The organism is Streptomyces sp. TAA204 (genome assembly GCF_000424965.1).
The window spans coordinates 1-16,328 of sequence record NZ_AUKW01000018.1 but is presented as its reverse complement, the minus strand read 5'-3'; the positions used below and the strand labels follow the sequence as shown (position 1 = coordinate 16,328).

Here is a 16,328-nt window from a genome sequence, read left to right as displayed (position 1 = left end):
GTCCCCACAGCGCCGCGTCCCGACAGTTCTCCCGCCAAACCCCGCACGGTTATCGCAAGGGTGACAGACTGGCTGGATTCATATGCGTCGAGTGACGAAACCGAAGAGGCGCAAACGATGAATGGTGAAGTGTCCCGAACACTGGACGGGCTTCGGGATGCGATACCCGGGGCCGGACCCGCTGCCCGGTGCGGACCGTGCCCCGCACCACGGGGACTGCGCCGCCGGGCGGTTCCGGATACGCACGGGAGCCGTCGCCCCTCGCCCGGTTGACGAGCGTCCTTCTGCGTGCTGCGGCCAGACCGTGTGGACGGAGCCCGTAGAGGCTCTCAGCCCCCTTTCCGGGCCCGGACGTCCGCGAACTCGCCCGGCACATCGCCCAGCTGACCGAACCGCTGCGCGAACTGCGGAACGGGGTGTGCTGCCCCGGGCGGCGCCGAAGCTGAACAGGTGCGCCGGGCGGCCCGGTCCTCAGCGGCCGCCCGGCTCACCCGGCACACCCTGCGGGTTCACGCCTCGCGCGAGCCCGCGTACATCTCCTCGATCAGGTGCCCGAACTCGCGCTCCACGACGGGCCGCTTGAGCTTGAGGCTCGGCGTCAGCTCGCCGTGCTCGATGTCCAGGTCGCGCGGCAGCACACGGAACTTCTTGATCGTCTGCCAGCGCTGGAGCGTGCCGTTCAGCTCCGTCACGTACTCCTCGACCATCCGGCGCACCTCGTCGCTGGTGATGACCTCCTTGTACGGCTTGTCCTTGAGCGACTCCTGCTCCTGCGCCCACGCGGTGAGGCTCAGCTCGTCCAGGGCGATGAGGGCGGTGCAGAAGTTGCGGTCGGCGCCGTGCACCAGGATGTTGGAGACGTAGGGACACAGCGCCTTGAACTGTCCCTCGACCTCGGCGGGCGCGATGTACTTGCCGCCGGAGGTCTTGATCAGGTCCTTCTTGCGGTCGGTGATCCGCAAGTAGCCGTCCTCCGACAGTTCGCCGATGTCGCCGGTGTGGAACCAGCCGTCCTCCTCCAGGACTTCGGCCGTCTTGTCGGGCAGCCCGTGGTAGCCCTGCATGATGCCCGGGCCGCGCAGCAGGATCTCGCCGTCCTCGGCGATGCGCACCTCGGTGCCGGCCAGCGGCTTGCCGACAGTGCCCGTGCGGTACGCCTCGCCGGGGTTGACGAAGCTGGCGGCGGAGGACTCCGTCAGCCCGTAGCCCTCCAGGATGTGGATGCCCGCGCCGGAGAAGAAGTAGCCGATGTCGGGGGCGAGCGCGGCGGACCCGGAGACGCAGGCGCGCAGCCGGCCGCCGAATGCCTCGCGGAGCTTGGCGTAGACGAGCCGGTCTGCCACCGCGTGCTTGGCCTTGAGACCGGCCGGCGCGGTGGCGTTGCCGGTGCGGCGGAAGTTCTCCTGGGTGACCTTGGCGTACTCGCGGGCGACACCGGCCGCCCACTGGAAGATCTTGTACTTGGCCCCGCCGCCCGCCTTGGCCTTGGCCGCCACACCGTTGTAGACCTTCTCGAATATCCGCGGCACGGCGGCCATGTACGTCGGCTGCACGACCGGCAGATTCTCGATGATCTTGTCGATGCGGCCGTCGACGGCGGTCACATGACCGACCTCGATCTGCGCCGCCGTGAGTACCTTGCCGAAGACGTGGGCCAGCGGCAGCCACAGATACTGCACGTCCTCACGGGTGACCAGTCCTGACTGGGCGATGGCCTTGGCCATGTAGGACCAGCAGTCGTGCGGAAGGCGGACACCCTTGGGCTTGCCGGTGGTCCCGGACGTGTAGATGAGCGTGGCCAGCTGGTCGGAGCGCAGTCCCCGCACCATGTCCTTGATGCAGTCGGGGTGGGATTCCAGGTACTCGGCGCCCCGCCGGGTCAGCTCGGCGAGGCTGAGGACCCAGCCCTCGGGGTCCCCCGCGTCGGGGCCGGTACCGGAGGGCGTTCCCCCTTCGGCCGTGTCGCCGGTGTCGATGAGCACGACGTGCTTGAGGCGGGGCAGCTCGGCGCGGTTCTCCCGCACCTTCTCCAGCTGTTCCAGATCCTCGGCGATCAGTACCCGGCTCTCGGAGTCGGCGAGGATGAAGGCGGTCTCCCCGACATTCGTGCTCGGGTAGACGGTGGTCGTCGCGGCGCCGGCGCACAGGATGCCGAGGTCGGCCAGGATCCAGTCGACGCGGGTGTTGGAGGCGATGGCCACCCGCTCCTCGGGGGCCACGCCGAGCGACATCAGTCCGGCGGCGATCCCGAAGACACGCTGCGCCGCCTCGCCCCAGGTGTAGCCGCGCCACTCGTCGGGCCCTTCGCCCGCGGCGGAGGGGACCGGATAGCGATAGGCCTCCGCGTCGGGGGTGGCCTCGACCCGTTCCAGGAAGAGCGTCGCCACGGAGGGCGGCCGGTTCTCGATCAGGGGTTGTGTGTCGCTCACGACATCCTCCGCTGGCCAGCACTTTGCTTGGTGACTTACGTGGTGAGTGCTTGTTGACTCACGAGTAACTAGGGGGGCAGCGCCAGCCTAGATGCCGTGGCGGCCTTACGTAAGGGGGTCTCCGTCCGCAATGCCCCGACCACCGCTCGATCGTCACAGGCTCCTCGGAAACCATCAGGGGCAGACCGCGCACACGGCCCGCCCCTGATGCTCGCCTGCCCCTCATCATGCCCTCACCGGCTGCTCCGCTGCCTGCCGGAGGAGCGCGCCGGGAGCGGGTTCTTCGCCCCGGCGCCCTGCTTCCTCGTCACTTCTTGGTCTTGGCGCCCTCGCCGGTACCGCCGCCGTCGGTGGACAGTGCCGCGATGAACGCCTCCTGCGGCACCTCGACCCTGCCGACGACCTTCATCCGCTTCTTGCCCTCCTTCTGCTTCTCCAGCAGCTTCCGCTTGCGGGAGATGTCACCGCCGTAGCACTTCGCGAGGACGTCCTTGCGGATGGCCCGCACGGTCTCACGTGCGATGATCCGGGCGCCGACGGCCGCCTGGATGGGCACCTCGAACTGCTGGCGCGGGATGAGCTCACGGAGCTTGTTGGCCATGCGGGAGCCGTAGGCGTACGCCTTCTCCTTGTGCACGATCGCGGAGAAGGCGTCCACCTGGTCGCCCTGGAGCAGGATGTCGACCTTCACCAGATCGGCGCTCTGCTCACCCGTGGGCTCGTAGTCCAGGGAGGCATAGCCGCGGGTGCGGGACTTCAGCGCGTCGAAGAAGTCGAAGACGATCTCCGCGAGAGGAAGCGTGTAGCGCAGCTCGACGCGGTCCTCCGAGAGGTAGTCCATGCCCTGCAGACCACCGCGCCGCGACTGGCACAGCTCCATGATCGCGCCGATGAACTCGCTGGGGGCGATCAGCGTCGCCCGTACGACCGGCTCGTGCACCTTGTCGATCTTCCCGGTCGGGAACTCGCTCGGATTGGTGACGACGTGCTCGTTCCCGTCCTCCATCTCGACGCGGTAGACGACGTTCGGAGCGGTGGCGATCAACTCGAGGCCGAACTCTCGCTCCAGACGGGCCCGTACGACCTCCAGGTGCAGCAGCCCGAGGAAGCCCACGCGGAAGCCGAAGCCGAGCGCGACGGAGTTCTCCGGCTCGTAGGTCAGCGCCGCGTCGTTGAGCTGCAGCTTGTCCAGGGCGTCACGCAGCTCGGGGTAGTCGGAGCCGTCCAGGGGATACAGACCGGAGAAGACCATGGGCTTCGGGTCCTTGTAACCGGCCAGCGCCTGCTCGGCGCCCTTGCTGAAGCGGGTGACGGTGTCGCCGACCCGGGACTGGCGCACATCCTTCACACCGGTGATCAGATAACCGACCTCGCCGACGCCGAGACCGTCCGAAGCGGTCATCTCCGGTGAGTTGGTGCCGATCTCCAGCAGCTCGTGGGTCGCGCCCGTCGACATCATCCTGATGCGCTCACGCCTGCTGAGGCTGCCGTCGACGACCTTGATGTAGGTGACGACACCCCGGTACGCGTCGTAGACCGAGTCGAAGATCATCGCTCGGGCCGGCGCCTGCGCGTCGCCGACGGGCCCCGGAACCTGCTTGACGACCTCGTCCAGCAACTCCTCGACGCCCTCGCCGGTCTTCGCGGAGACCTTCAGCACGTCCTCGGGCTCGCAGCCGATGAGATGGGCCAGCTCCGCGGCGAACTTCTCGGGCTGCGCCGCCGGCAGGTCGATCTTGTTGAGCACCGGGATGATCGTGAGGTCGTGCTCCATCGCCAGGTAGAGGTTGGCGAGGGTCTGCGCCTCGATGCCCTGTGCCGCGTCCACCAGCAGGACGCACCCCTCGCAGGCGGCCAGGGAGCGCGAGACCTCATAGGTGAAGTCCACGTGCCCCGGGGTGTCGATCATGTTCAGGATGTGCGGGGCCTCCTGGGCGCCCGTGGGCGCCCAGGGCATGCGCACGGCCTGGGACTTGATCGTGATGCCGCGCTCCCGCTCGATGTCCATGCGGTCGAGGTACTGGGCACGCATCTGCCGGTCCTCGACGATGCCGGTGAGCTGGAGCATCCGGTCGGCGAGCGTCGACTTGCCGTGGTCGATGTGCGCGATGATGCAGAAGTTGCGGATCAGCGCCGGGTCGGTACGGCTCGGCTCCGGCACGTTCGAAGGGGTCGCGGGCACGCAGGGTCCTGTCGGGTCTGTCGGGTCTCGGCGGGAAACACTCATGCGGTTCGTCGCCCCATCGTCCCATGCGCGGGGGGTGCGGGCCGATTGGGAGGCCACAGGGCCTGCTGATAGCCTGGCCCACTGTGCCTCGTGCGCTCGGCAGAAGCTCACGACGGCATGAAGACACCATCACCGAACCCGTAAAGGCTCTTCTTCGTGGCGAACATCAAGTCCCAGATCAAGCGGATCAAGACCAACGAGAAGGCGCGTCAGCGCAACAAGGCGGTCAAGTCCGAGCTCAAGACGGCGATCCGCCGTACTCACGAGGCCATCGCCGCCGGTGACAGCGACAAGGCCGCCGAGGCCCAGCGCGTCGCCAGCCGCAAGCTCGACAAGGCCGTCAGCAAGGGTGTGCTGCACAAGAACAACGCGGCGAACAAGAAGTCCGCGCTCGCGCAGCGGTTCAGCACCCTCAAGGGCTGACGCCCTCCCTCGCCGGTGCGGGTCCGACGGGCCCTCTCACTCCGTTCCGTGCCGGCTGCTCCACAGCGTGATGTCTCACACGTGATTCCGCGCCGCACGCGGCCTGCGTTCGCCACGCGGGTGCGGCGCGTCCGACCGCTCCGCGGTCGCTGAAAGCCGGAGCCCCGCACTGCTCTTCCCGGGCACTGCGGGGTTTTCGCATGCGCGGGGGACGTGCGCGCGGGGGACGTGCGCGCGGGAGGCACACGCGGGGGACGTACGCGCGGAGACGTCTGTGCGTACGCGCAGGGTGCAGGGCAGGGGCCACAGGCGCAGGGCCACAGACTCAGGGGCGCAGGTGTGGGGACCTGCGGTCAGGGGCGTGCGCTGGACTCGTGTGCGTGGACGCACGAGCGGGACCTGCCGGACGCCCGTACCCGGGCCCTCGCGGGCGCCCCGGCGGGCGGGGCAGACCGGCCCACAGGCCCGGGGTGCGGCGCGGGGCCGCAGACCGGCGCACAGGTCCCGGGGTGCGGCGCGGGGCGCTCGCAGGGCGGCGGCCGGCTCAGCGGGAGCGTGCCGCCTTCGCCACCGCGATCACGGCCTGTTCCAGCGCGTACTCCGGATCGTCACCGCCGCCCTTGACTGCCTCGTCCGCGGCTGCCACCGCACGCAGAGCCGTGGAGACACCCTCGGCGGACCATCCGCGCATCTGCTGCCGCACCCGGTCGATCTTCCAGGGCGGCATGCCCAGTTCACGTGCGAGGTCACCGGGGCGCATGCCGCGGGGCGCCGAGGCGAGCTTGCCGATGCCTCGTACGCCCTGCGCGAGGGCGCTGGTGACCAGGACCGGCGCGACTCCCGTCCCCATGGCCCAGCGCAGCGTCTCCAGGGCATCCGCCGCCCGGCCCTCGACCGCGCGGTCGGCCACGGCGAAGCTGGAGGCCTCGGCGCGGCCCGTGTAGTAGCGCGCGACGACGGCGTCGTCGATCGTCCCCTCGACATCGGCGGCAAGTTGCGAGCAGGCGGAGGACAGCTCACGCAGGTCGCTGCCGACGGAGTCGACGAGGGCCTGGGCCGCCTCCGGGGTCGCGGAGCGGCCGAGGCCGCGGAACTCGCCCCGCACAAAGGCGAGTCGGTCCGCCGGCCTGGTCAGCTTCGCGCACGCGATCTCACGGGCGCCCGCCTTGCGGGCCGCGTCCAGCAGGCCCTTGCCCTTGGCGCCGCCCGCGTGCAGCAGCACCAGCGTGATCTCCTCGGCGGGGGAACCCAGATACGCCTTCACGTCCTTGACGGTCTCTGCCGAGAGGTCCTGCGCGTTCCGCACCGCGACGACCTTGCGTTCGGCGAAGAGGGACGGGCTGGTCAACTCGTCCAGCGTGCCCGGCTGGAGGTCGGCGGCGGCCAGTTCGCGCACGTCGGTGTCCGGGTCGGCCGCTCGCGCCGCCGCCACCACATCCCGCACCGCGCGGTCGAGCAGCAGCTCTTCCTGGCCCACGGCGAGCGTGAAAGGGGCCAGCGGATCGTCCGTCGTCTTCTTGCGCGTACCAGCCATCGCCGAACAGCATCCCATGGCCCACCGACACATCCGCCTGGCGCAGAATGCCTGTGTGACGGACGTACGACACATCCTGGTACTGCCCGACCGCGACGCGGCCGAGGAGGTCGCCGAGGAGCTTAAGAGCCGCTTCGAGGGGCCGCACGAGGAGCCGCAACTGGTGCGTGAGGCGCTGGCGGGAGAGGACGACGCCGAGGACGCCCAGTGGCTCGTCGTCCTGGAAGCCCCGCAGGGACGCTACGACCGGCGGCTGCTGGACGAGCTCGCGGACGAGTACGAGGGCTGGCTGGAGTGGGACTGAGACGGGGGAACGAGGGGTGATGCTGGGGGCGTGACGCGGGGGGAGTGACGCGGAGAGAGGCGGGGTGAGCCTGACGGGGAGGAACTGTCGGAACCGGCACCCCGACCGGCCCTCACCTCCCCTCTTCTCGCCGGCCCGACACGGCACCACGGCTCCGCCCGCCTCGGCGATGCCGTCCTCACCGGCGGCCGGCGAAGGCACTCTCGAGTACTTCGGGCGCCGGGGCTCCCGCACCGCCCGTGACGGCACCGATCGCTGCGCCGGCTGCCGGTCGGCGGGCTCACGCTCCGTGGCCACTGCCGGCCCGCCCCCTGCCGTGGCGGAGCCTTCTCTCCCCGTGCCGGTCACCGCCAGTGCTCCATGGAGGTCGGTGCGCCGGACAAGAGCACCGGCCGCGCGGAGCGCTCCGAGAGTACGGGGCGCGGGGTGCCCGTACGGATTGTCGGCTCCCGCGGAGATCAGGGCGACGCGCGGGCGCAGCCGTTCCAGCAGGGGCGCGTACTGGTACGCCGACCCGTGATGCGCGACCTTGAGCACATCGACGGAGGGCAGCGCCGGATGGTTCGTCAACAACCCCCGCTGAGCGTCGGGTTCGAGATCGCCCGGCAGCAGCAGGGTCATGCCGGCCACGCGGACGAACAGGGTGACGCTCGCGTCGTTGGCGTCCTCGCCCCGCCCGGCTGCCCCAGCCGCACCAGCCGCACCAGCCGCACCAGCAGGCTCGGCGGACTCGGCGGGCGGCCACAGGGCCTCCCAGGACAGACCGCCCACGCTTCCCCTCTCCCCGGCAGCGGCTCCGGTCACGGGAACACCTGCCTCCCTCGCGGTACGGCGCACGAACGCCGCCTGCCCCCTCGGATGTTGGTGCGGCGTGGCCTGGATCGCCCCGACACCGCGTCCCTTCAACACCCCCGGCAGCCCGGCGACATGGTCGGCGTGGAAGTGGGTCAGCAGGACGAGGGGAACGGAGGTGACCCCCAGAGTGCGCAGACAGTCGTCGACGGCGGCCGGGTCCGGCCCCGCGTCCACGACCACGGCGGAGCCGTCCCTCCCCGTGGCGAGCGCGAGCGCGTCGCCCTGCCCCACGTCGCACACCACCAGACGCCAGCCGGGAGGCGGCCATCCGGTCAGCGGCCGGACCAGCGGCACCGGACGGATCACCGCCAGCAGCAACAGCGCCACGCACACCGCGCACAGCCACGGGCGCCGGAGCAGCCGGAGCCGGGTGCCGAGGAGCACGGCGACGGCGATGACGAAGGCGAGCAGGAACGCTCCGCTCCAGCTTCCGGGCCACTCGATCTCCGCGCCGGGCAGCGCCGCTCCCCCGCGCGCCAGCGCGGCGATGCCCTCGGCGGGCCAACCGGCCAGCCAGGCAACGGCCTTGGCGAGCGGCATCGCGAACGGTGCCGTCGCCAGGGCAGCGAACCCCAGCACGGTGGCGGGAGCCACGGCGAACTCCGCCAGCAGGTTGCAGGGGACGGCCACCAGGCTGACGTGCGCGGCGAGCACCACCACCACGGGAGCGCACACGGCCTGGGCCGCGGCCGCCGCCGCGAGAGCTTCGGCGAGGTGTCCGTGCATCCCCCTGCCCCGCAGCGCCGCACTCCAGCGGGGCGCGATGGTGAGCAGCGCTCCCGTGGCGAGCACGGACAGCAGGAAGCCGAAGTCGAGCGCGAGCCAGGGGTCGATGAGGACGAGCAGCAGGACAGCGGCCGCCAGGGCGGGCAGGAGGGAGCGCCGCCGGCCGGTCACGAGGGCGAGGAGCGTGATCAGTCCGCAGGCCGCCGCCCGTATGACGCTCGGCTCAGGACGGCAGACGATGACGAAGGCCAGCGTGAGCAGGGCTCCGAGCACCGCCGTGCCGCGCAACGGGATGCCCAGGCGCGGGGCCAGGCCCCGGCGCTCCGCGAGGTGGGCGGTGCCGGGCGGCCCGATGAGCACCGCCAGCATGATCGTCAGGTTGGCGCCGCTGACCGCGAGCAGATGCGTCATGTCCGTGCTGCGGAACGCCGCTTCGAGGCCCGGCGGCATGCGGGAGGTGTCGCCCACCACCAGCCCTGGCAGCAGCCCCCGGGCGTCCCCGCCGAGTCCGCCGGTCGCCTCGCGCAGCCCGGCGCGCAGGCTGCCCGCCGTGCGCTGCGCTGCCGACGGCGAGCGGATGACCGGGGGCGGGCCGTCGCCCTGTACGCGCACGACGGCGGCGATGTCCTGTCCGTGACCGGTACGGGTGGGGGTCATCAGCCTGGCGTCGGCGCGCAGACCGGTCGAGGGCAGCAGACGCAGCCATTCCCGCGCGCCGCGTCCCTCCGGCCCGTGGACGATGACGAGCACCGGCGTGCGCACGGCGTGTCGGGCGGGTGGTTCCCCCGCCCGGACCTCGCCCGGCGGGGAGCCCCGTGCGGTGACGTGGGTTGCCTCGGCCCGGAAGAGCAGGGCGTCCGCTGCCTGCCGGGCACCGTGCACACGGGGCCGCATCCGGCGGGGGTCACCGGTGACGGTCAAGTCGGCCGTCACCGAAGCGTGTTGGGCTGCGAGGCGGGGCAGCGGCCCACGGCGCAGATCCGCGGCGTGCAGGGCGGCGACGCCTCCGCCCGCTGCCGCGCACAGCAGCGACAGCGCAGCGGTGACGGGCAAGAAGGACGCAGGCCCGCCCCGCCCGCGCCGCGCTCCACGGCGTGCCACCGCGAACAGCACCCCGGCCGCCGCGGTGCACGCCGCGACGCCCGCCGCCGCCACCGCCCCCGGCAGGCCCAACGCCAGCGCCGCCGCTCCCCAGGCGGCGAGAGCGGGCGGGACCAGCCGCAGGTCGGCGGGCTGCTCCTGCCGGGGATTCGCGGCGCCGAACGCACCGGGAGCGGCGACGTGCACGGCGGAACGTCCGCTCGCGGCGTTCCGCCCCGGGCTCACGGTGTCACCTTCGGCTTGATGTCGGCGAAGCGGCGTTCCCCGATACCGCTGACGTCCTGGAGCTGGTCGACGGAGCTGAACCCGCCGCTCTTCTGCCGGTGGTCCACGATGCGCTGGGCCAGGACGGGGCCCACTCCCGGCAGCGTCTCCAACTGTTGGGCCGTGGCGGAGTTCAGGCTGACGGTGCCTCCCGCCGGTCCCGCACCGGCGCCGGGCGCCGGACCGGCGGCGGCCCCCTTTCCCGCACCGCCCGCTGCCGGTGCGCCGCCCGCGACGATCTGCTCACCGTCGATGAGACGCCGTGCCCGGTTGAGGCCGCTGACGTCCGTGCCGGGACGCACTCCGCCCGCCGACTCGAGTGCGTCGGCGACCCGCGCGCCGCTCGGCAGCCGGTAGATGCCGGGCTTGCGGACCTTCCCCGAGACGTCCACGACCAGCCGCTTGCCCGCCCCGCCCGTCGCGCCGCCCGTCCTCCGGCCGTCCGCCGCGTCTCCCTCCCCCGCTCCGTCCGCCTCCGGGAGGGCCGGTGCGCTCCGCGGCTCCGGTGCCCGTACGGCTTCCGGGCGCCCCGTCCAGAAGTGGTGCACGGCGAAAGCGACGGCGGCCAGGAGGACGACCGCCAGCGCGAGCAGCGTCCGCGGCTCCACACCGCACCGCAACCGCAGCCACAGCGGGAGCCGTTCCCGCAGGTCACGAACTGGGCGCACGAACCCCCGGCGCTCGCCCGGCGGTCCGGGTGCGGGAGGGCGCTCGCGTGCCTGTCCGCCACCGCTGCCGTCGTCCCCGGGGCGAGTGGCCGGCGCGTCCGTCCGTGCCCCGCGCGGGCGGGCGGCGACCGGGGGCAGCCCGGCGGTCAGGGGAACGGTGTCGTCGTTCTCCGGTGTCCGCGCCGCACGCCGGGCACGGCTGTGCCGTACGGCGCTGCGCGCGCTGGCCAGCGCTTCGGCGCGTGGCAGCACCTCGCGCGCCGCTTCCGGTCCGGCCGCCCCGGAATCCTGCTGCGCCGCCGCGCTCCCGGACTCGCACGGCACCGACCGAGGTCCGCGCCGTACGGGCAGCGGCTCGGCACTCCCACCGGGAGGCACCGGCGGTCCGCGCCGTACGGGCGCCGGTGCCGCCACCGGCGTCGTCGTCGCCGGTGGCGGCGCGGGCCCCGACTCGTCCGCCGACGGGCGGACTTCGCCGGGCGAGGACCGAGCGGCATCCCCGAGCAGCGCCGCGGCACGCTGCCCCGGCCCCTCCGTCGTCCCCGCCGCCTCGGGGGAGCCGGAACCGGGGCCGGAAGCGGACCCGGCCGCCCCGGGACGTGCGGGGCGGACAGTACGGCGGCGGCACGGGAGACGACCGCGGCCGGGAGGAGCGGGACACGCACGGGACCGGGGCCCGCGAGGCGGGCCCGTAGGACGGGGACGCCGGCGAAGACGGGAACGAGTGCTCATGCCGACCGAAGGTAGCCAGCACCGCGCACATCAGTTGATCTTGGTCAATTCCCGGGGAGAACCCGCCGGTTGTGGATGACCGGCTCACTCACCTCAGTGACACCACGGCGCCGAGCAGCCCCGGCCCCGTGTGGGCGCCGATGACCGCACCGACCTCGCTCACATGCAGCTCACCCAGCTCCGGCACCCGCTCCCGGAGCCGCTGCGCGAGCTGGTCCGCACGTTCCTGCGCCGCGAGGTGGTGCACCGCGATGTCGACGCACGCACTGCCTGCCCGCTCCACCACGATCTCCTCCAGCCGTGCGATCGCCCTGGACGCCGTCCGTACCTTCTCCAGCATCGCGATACGGCCGTCCACGAGCTCCAGCAGCGGCTTGACCGCGAGAGCCGAGCCGAACAGCGCCTGCGCGGCGCCGATGCGCCCGCCCCGGCGCAGATAGTCGAGCGTGTCGACGTAGAAGTGGGCGGAGATTCCCTCGGCACGCTTCTCCGCGGCTGCCACGACCTCGTCGAGTGAGGCGCCGCCCGCCGCCGTCCCGGCCGCCTCCAGGGCGCAGAACCCCAGGGCCATGGCGACGAGACCGGTGTCCACCACCCGCACCGGCACGGGAGCGTCACGAGCGGCGAGCTGCGCCGCGTCGCACGTACCCGAGATCTCACCGGACAGATGCAGCGAGACGATGCCCTCCGCGCCGGCCTCGGCAGCCGCGCGGTAGGTCTCCGCGAAGACCGCCGGGCTCGGCCGTGAGGTGGTCACGGCCCGGCGCTCGCGCAGGGCCTCGGCGAGCGAGGGCGCCGAGATCTCGGTGCCCTCCTCGAACGCCCGGTCACCGAGCACCACGGTCAGCGGCACCACGTCGATGCTGTGCCGTACCAGCGCCCCCTGCGGGAGGTAGGCGGTGGAATCCGTGACGATCGCGACATGACGGGACGTGGTGCGGGACATGAAGGGAGGCTACCGCCGTCTCAGGGAGCGCTCTGCGGACGGCCCTTGTCCAGACGGGGATGTTCGCCACGGGGATGTTCGGCACGGGGATGTTCGGCACGGGGAGGCTCGGCGTGGGCCTGTTCCGCACGGGGAGGCTCGACGCGTGGCTGTTCCGCACGGGCCTGTTCCAGGCCCGCCTGTTCCTCACGGGGCGGGTCCAGCTCTTCCGGGCTCTGCCAGTGGCGCAGCGCACCCGATTCGATCTCGATCTGTTCGCGCAGCGCGTCGAGCCCGTCCGCGTCGTGCCGGCTGGCACGGTCCTGCGCGGCGAAGCGGAGCGAATCCGCCGACTGCTTGATACGTGCGACACGCTCACGCACCTCGGGCAGACGGGCTGCGGTGCGGGCCTTGTCGGGCTCCCGCTCCATCAGCAGGCGCAGTTCGCCGTCGAGATGCCGCGCGTGCTCGTGCAGGCGGTCGAGCAGCCCGACCGCTTCCTGCAGGGACGGGTCCTGTGTCACGTCCGACTCCAGAGCGCGGCGCGTGCCGTCGATGGACGCGCGCAGCTCCAGCCGTTTGCGGGCCAGCTCCCCCACCGGGCCGGGCTGTGCGCTCTTCGCCCGCAGGGCGGTGTCCTCGACGGTGCGCCGCACCTGGCTGCCCGTCCGTTCGACTCCGCGCTGGACCGCCCGCGTGACGCGCACCGCGGCGATGACACCGAACGTCACGAACAGCACGAAGAGCAGTGCCAGTACGCCGATGACGAATTCCACGAGCACGCTCCCTCGTCCGTCCACCCCGGGCCGCTTGTTTCTCCCTCCAGCCTAAACGGACAGGGCCGGGGCCGCGTTCCTCGGGAACCCGGACCGTCCCCCACAGGGACCCCGTAGGGGACGGGCCCGGGCCGCCGCCGCGCACCCCGCCCCGGACGTCAAGGGCGGCCCGGACGCCCCGGACGCCCCGGACGCCCCGGACTCAGCCTAAGCAGGAACGACGTTGACCAGCTTCGGCGCCCTGACGATCACCTTCCGGATGCCCGCGCCGCCCAGCGCCCCGACGATCGCCGGTTCGGCCAGCGCCTGCGCCTCCAGGTCGGCCTCCGAGATCGACGGCGAGACCTCCAGCCGCGCCTTGACCTTGCCCTTCACCTGCACCACGCAGGTCACCGTCTCATCCACCAGGTACGCCGGGTCGGCGACCGGGAAGTCCTGGTACACGACGGTCTCTTCGTGCCCCAGCTTCCGCCACAGCTCCTCGGCGACGTGCGGCGCCAGCGGGGCGATCAGCAGCAGCATGGTCTCGGCGACCGAACGCGGCACCTCGCGCAGCTTGGTGACGTGGTTGTTCAGCTCGGTGAGCTTCGCGATGGCGGTGTTGAAGCGCAGCGCGGCCATGTCCTGGCCGACCCCGTCCACGGCCTTGTGCAGGGTGCGCAGCGTGTCCTCGTCCGGAGCCGCGTCGACGACGGTGACCTCGCCTGTCGCCTCGTCCACGACGTTGCGCCACAGCCGCTGCAGCAGCCTGTACTGGCCGACGACCGCACGGGTGTCCCAGGGGCGGGAGACGTCCAGCGGCCCCATCGCCATCTCGTACAGTCGCAGCGTGTCCGCGCCGTACTCCGCGCAGATCTCGTCCGGAGTGACGGCGTTCTTCAGGGACTTGCCCATCTTGCCCAGCAGCCGGCTGACGCGCTCGCCCTGGTGGAAGTACGCACCGTCGACCTCCTCGACCTCTTCGGCCGGCACGGCGATGCCGCGGCTGTCACGGTAGACGTACGCCTGGATCATGCCCTGGTTGTACAGCTTGTGGAACGGCTCGGCAGAGGAGACGTGCCCCAGGTCGAAGAGCACCTTGGACCAGAAACGCGCGTACAGCAGGTGCAGGACGGCGTGTTCGGCGCCGCCGACGTACAGGTCGACACCGCCGTGCGGGATGCCCTCACGCGGCCCCATCCAGTAGCGCTCGACCTCCGGGTCGACCAGGGCACGGCTGTTGTGCGGGTCCAGGTAGCGCAGCTCGTACCAGCACGAACCCGCCCAGTTGGGCATGGTGTTGGTCTCCCTGCGGAAGCGCCGGGGGCCCTTGCCGTCGCCCAGGTCCAGGGTGACGTTCACCCACTCCTCGTTCCGCGACAGGGGAGTCTCCGGGACGGTGTCCGCGTCGTCGGAATCGAAGGTGCGCGGCGAGTAGTCGTCCACCTCGGGCAGTTGCAGCGGCAGCATCGACTCGGGCAGCGCGTGCGCGACGCCTTCCTCGTCGTAGACGATCGGGAACGGTTCACCCCAGTAGCGCTGACGGCTGAACAGCCAGTCGCGCAGCCGGTAGTTGACGGTGCCGGCGCCGGACCCCCGCTCCCTCAGCCACTCGGTGATCCTCGCCTTGGCCGCGGTCACGTCCAGTCCGTCCAGGGAGACGGTCCCGGCCGCGGAGTTGACGATCTTCGCGTCGTAGGAGACGAAGGCGTCGTCCCACTGCGCCGTGTCCGTGCCCCGTCCGTCCGACGGCTCCACGACGCACCGCACGGGCAGCTCGAAGGCGCGGGCGAAGGCGAAGTCGCGGTGGTCGTGGGCGGGGACGGCCATGATGGCGCCGGTGCCGTAGCCCATCAGCACGTAGTCGGCGATGAAGACGGGCACCTGCTCGCCGGTCACGGGGTTCGTGGCGTACGCGCCGGTGAAGACACCCGTCTTGTCCTTGGCCTCGGCCTGCCGCTCGACGTCCGACTTCGCCGCTGCCTGCGCTCGGTACTCGGCGACCGCCGTGGCGGGGTCGGCGTGACCGCCCGTCCACACCTCGTGGGTGCCCTCCGGCCACTGGACCGGAACGACGTCGTCGACCATCGGGTGCTCCGGGGCCAGCACCATGTACGTCGCGCCGAACAGGGTGTCCTGGCGGGTGGTGAAGACCTCGATGTTCCCGTCGCCCAGCGGGAAGTCGATGCGGGCGCCCTCGCTCCGTCCGATCCAGTTGCGCTGCTGCAGCTTGATCGCCTCGGGCCAGTCCAGACCGTCCAGATCCGACAGCAGCCGGTCGGCGTAGGCGGTGATGCGCATGTTCCACTGGCGCAGCTCGGCCTTGAAGACGGGGTAGTTGCCGCGCTCGGAACGGCCCTCCGCCGTGACCTCCTCGTTGGCCAGCACGGTGCCCAGACCGGGGCACCAGTTGACCGGCGCGTCAGAGGCGTACGCCAGCCGGTACTCCCCCAGCACCTCGGCGCGCTGCACGCTGTTCAGGTCCTCCCAGCGCCCGAAGCCCTCCGGTGTCTCGCGCTCACCCGACGCGAACTGCGCGACCAGCTCCTCGATCGGACGTGCCTTCGCCGCGTCGGTGTCGTACCAGGAGTTGAAGATCTGCACGAAGATCCACTGGGTCCACCTGTAGTAGTCCGGGTCGATCGTCGCGAACGAACGGCGCTGGTCGTGGCCCAGGCCCAGGCGGCGCAGCTGCGCCTTCATCTGGACGATGTTGCCCTCGGTCGAGGTGCGCGGGTGGGTGCCGGTCTGCACCGCGTACTGCTCGGCGGGCAGGCCGAAGGCGTCGAAGCCGAGGGTGTGCAGGACGTTGTGCCCAGTCATCCGCTGGAAGCGGGCGGAGACGTCGGTGGCGATGTACCCGAGCGGGTGGCCGACGTGCAGGCCCGCACCCGAGGGGTACGGGAACATGTCCATGATGAATTTCTTGGGCCGGGCGGTCATCGCGGGGTCACCCGCCAGATCGCCGGTCCCGGGGTTGGGCGCCTCGTACGTGCCCTGCTTCTCCCAGAAGTCCTGCCAGCGCGTCTCGATGTCGGCGGCCAGCGCTGCCGTGTAGCGATGGGGGGCCGCGCTCTCGGCGGCGGTCGTCGTCTCGGTCATCGTCCTCAAAGCTCCATCGGTCGTCCCTGCCGAGCACAAATGAAAAATCCCCTCGCACAGGAGGGGACGCCGCGCCGATTCCGGCCCTGTCGATCACGTCGGTGTCGGACGAGGGCCGGGACTGATCAGCGCGGCCGGCTAAGCAGAAGGCGTACGGCACGCATGCGGTCAGGGTACCGCAAGGGCGGAGGAGGCTCACACGGAGTTCTGCCGACGCCGGCCCGGCTGCGGGGTGCGCGGGGACGGGGCGCCGGGGCCGGGAGCGCGGGGCCCAGGGCGCGGG

At 71.9% G+C, this 16,328-nt stretch carries 9 protein-coding genes and 1 pseudogene; 2 read left to right on the top strand and 8 right to left on the bottom strand.

The window, feature by feature from the left end; genetic code table 11:
• Nucleotides 1–509 precede the first annotated feature (509 nt).
• Together H343_RS0119530 and lepA are read right to left on the bottom strand one after the other, a co-directional pair.
• A complete protein-coding gene (locus tag H343_RS0119530; protein ID WP_028432530.1) occupies nt 510–2,429 on the bottom strand; it encodes a long-chain fatty acid--CoA ligase in 1,920 nt (639 codons plus the stop codon).
• Between the two features lie 307 nt (nt 2,430–2,736).
• On the bottom strand, nt 2,737–4,611 hold the full coding sequence (gene lepA, locus H343_RS0119525; protein ID WP_028432529.1) for a translation elongation factor 4: 1,875 nt from the start codon (nt 4,609–4,611) through the stop codon (nt 2,737–2,739).
• 201 nt (nt 4,612–4,812) lie between these two features.
• On the opposite strand from lepA, the gene rpsT reads away from it, so the two are divergent.
• The gene (rpsT, locus tag H343_RS0119520) at nt 4,813–5,079 is read left to right on the top strand and encodes a 30S ribosomal protein S20 (RefSeq protein ID WP_028432528.1); all 267 of its coding nucleotides are present in this window, start codon (nt 4,813–4,815) and stop codon (nt 5,077–5,079) included.
• Nucleotides 5,080–5,623: 544 nt separating this feature from the next.
• On the opposite strand, the gene holA is transcribed toward rpsT, so the two are convergent.
• Entirely contained in the window at nt 5,624–6,613 is a 990-nt protein-coding gene (gene holA / locus H343_RS0119515) for a DNA polymerase III subunit delta (RefSeq protein WP_028432527.1), read from the bottom strand.
• 55 nt (nt 6,614–6,668) lie between these two features.
• On the opposite strand from holA, the gene H343_RS36040 reads away from it, so the two are divergent.
• Entirely contained in the window at nt 6,669–6,917 is a 249-nt protein-coding gene (locus tag H343_RS36040) for a hypothetical protein (protein ID WP_078505922.1), read from the top strand.
• 306 nt (nt 6,918–7,223) lie between these two features.
• Here H343_RS36040 and H343_RS31600 read toward each other — a convergent pair.
• The 5 genes and pseudogenes from H343_RS31600 to leuS all read right to left on the bottom strand — a co-directional run.
• A pseudogene (locus H343_RS31600) lies at nt 7,224–9,824 on the bottom strand (ComEC/Rec2 family competence protein); the annotation flags it as partial.
• The gene (locus H343_RS34350; protein WP_486586965.1) at nt 9,821–10,855 is read right to left on the bottom strand and encodes a ComEA family DNA-binding protein; all 1,035 of its coding nucleotides are present in this window, start codon (nt 10,853–10,855) and stop codon (nt 9,821–9,823) included. The pseudogene H343_RS31600 and the gene H343_RS34350, both read right to left, overlap by 4 nt.
• Before the next feature lie 496 nt (nt 10,856–11,351).
• On the bottom strand, nt 11,352–12,209 hold the full coding sequence (locus H343_RS0119495; protein WP_028432525.1) for a DegV family protein: 858 nt from the start codon (nt 12,207–12,209) through the stop codon (nt 11,352–11,354).
• Between the two features lie 20 nt (nt 12,210–12,229).
• Nucleotides 12,230–12,964: a hypothetical protein gene (locus H343_RS31595; RefSeq protein WP_078505919.1), complete on the bottom strand. Its 735-nt coding sequence runs from the start codon at nt 12,962–12,964 to the stop codon at nt 12,230–12,232.
• A gap of 207 nt (nt 12,965–13,171) precedes the next feature.
• Nucleotides 13,172–16,045: a leucine--tRNA ligase gene (gene leuS, locus H343_RS0119485; RefSeq protein ID WP_028432524.1), complete on the bottom strand. Its 2,874-nt coding sequence runs from the start codon at nt 16,043–16,045 to the stop codon at nt 13,172–13,174.
• Nucleotides 16,046–16,328: the final 283 nt, after the last annotated feature.

What these genes read in the sequence shown, in the direction of transcription:
- holA (WP_028432527.1), bottom strand. Translation starts at nt 6,613, where the DNA reads ATGGCTGGTACGCGCAAGAAGACGACGGACGATCCGCTGGCCCCTTTC.
- H343_RS0119495 (WP_028432525.1), bottom strand. Translation starts at nt 12,209, where the DNA reads ATGTCCCGCACCACGTCCCGTCATGTCGCGATCGTCACGGATTCCACC.
- leuS (WP_028432524.1), bottom strand. Translation starts at nt 16,045, where the DNA reads ATGACCGAGACGACGACCGCCGCCGAGAGCGCGGCCCCCCATCGCTAC.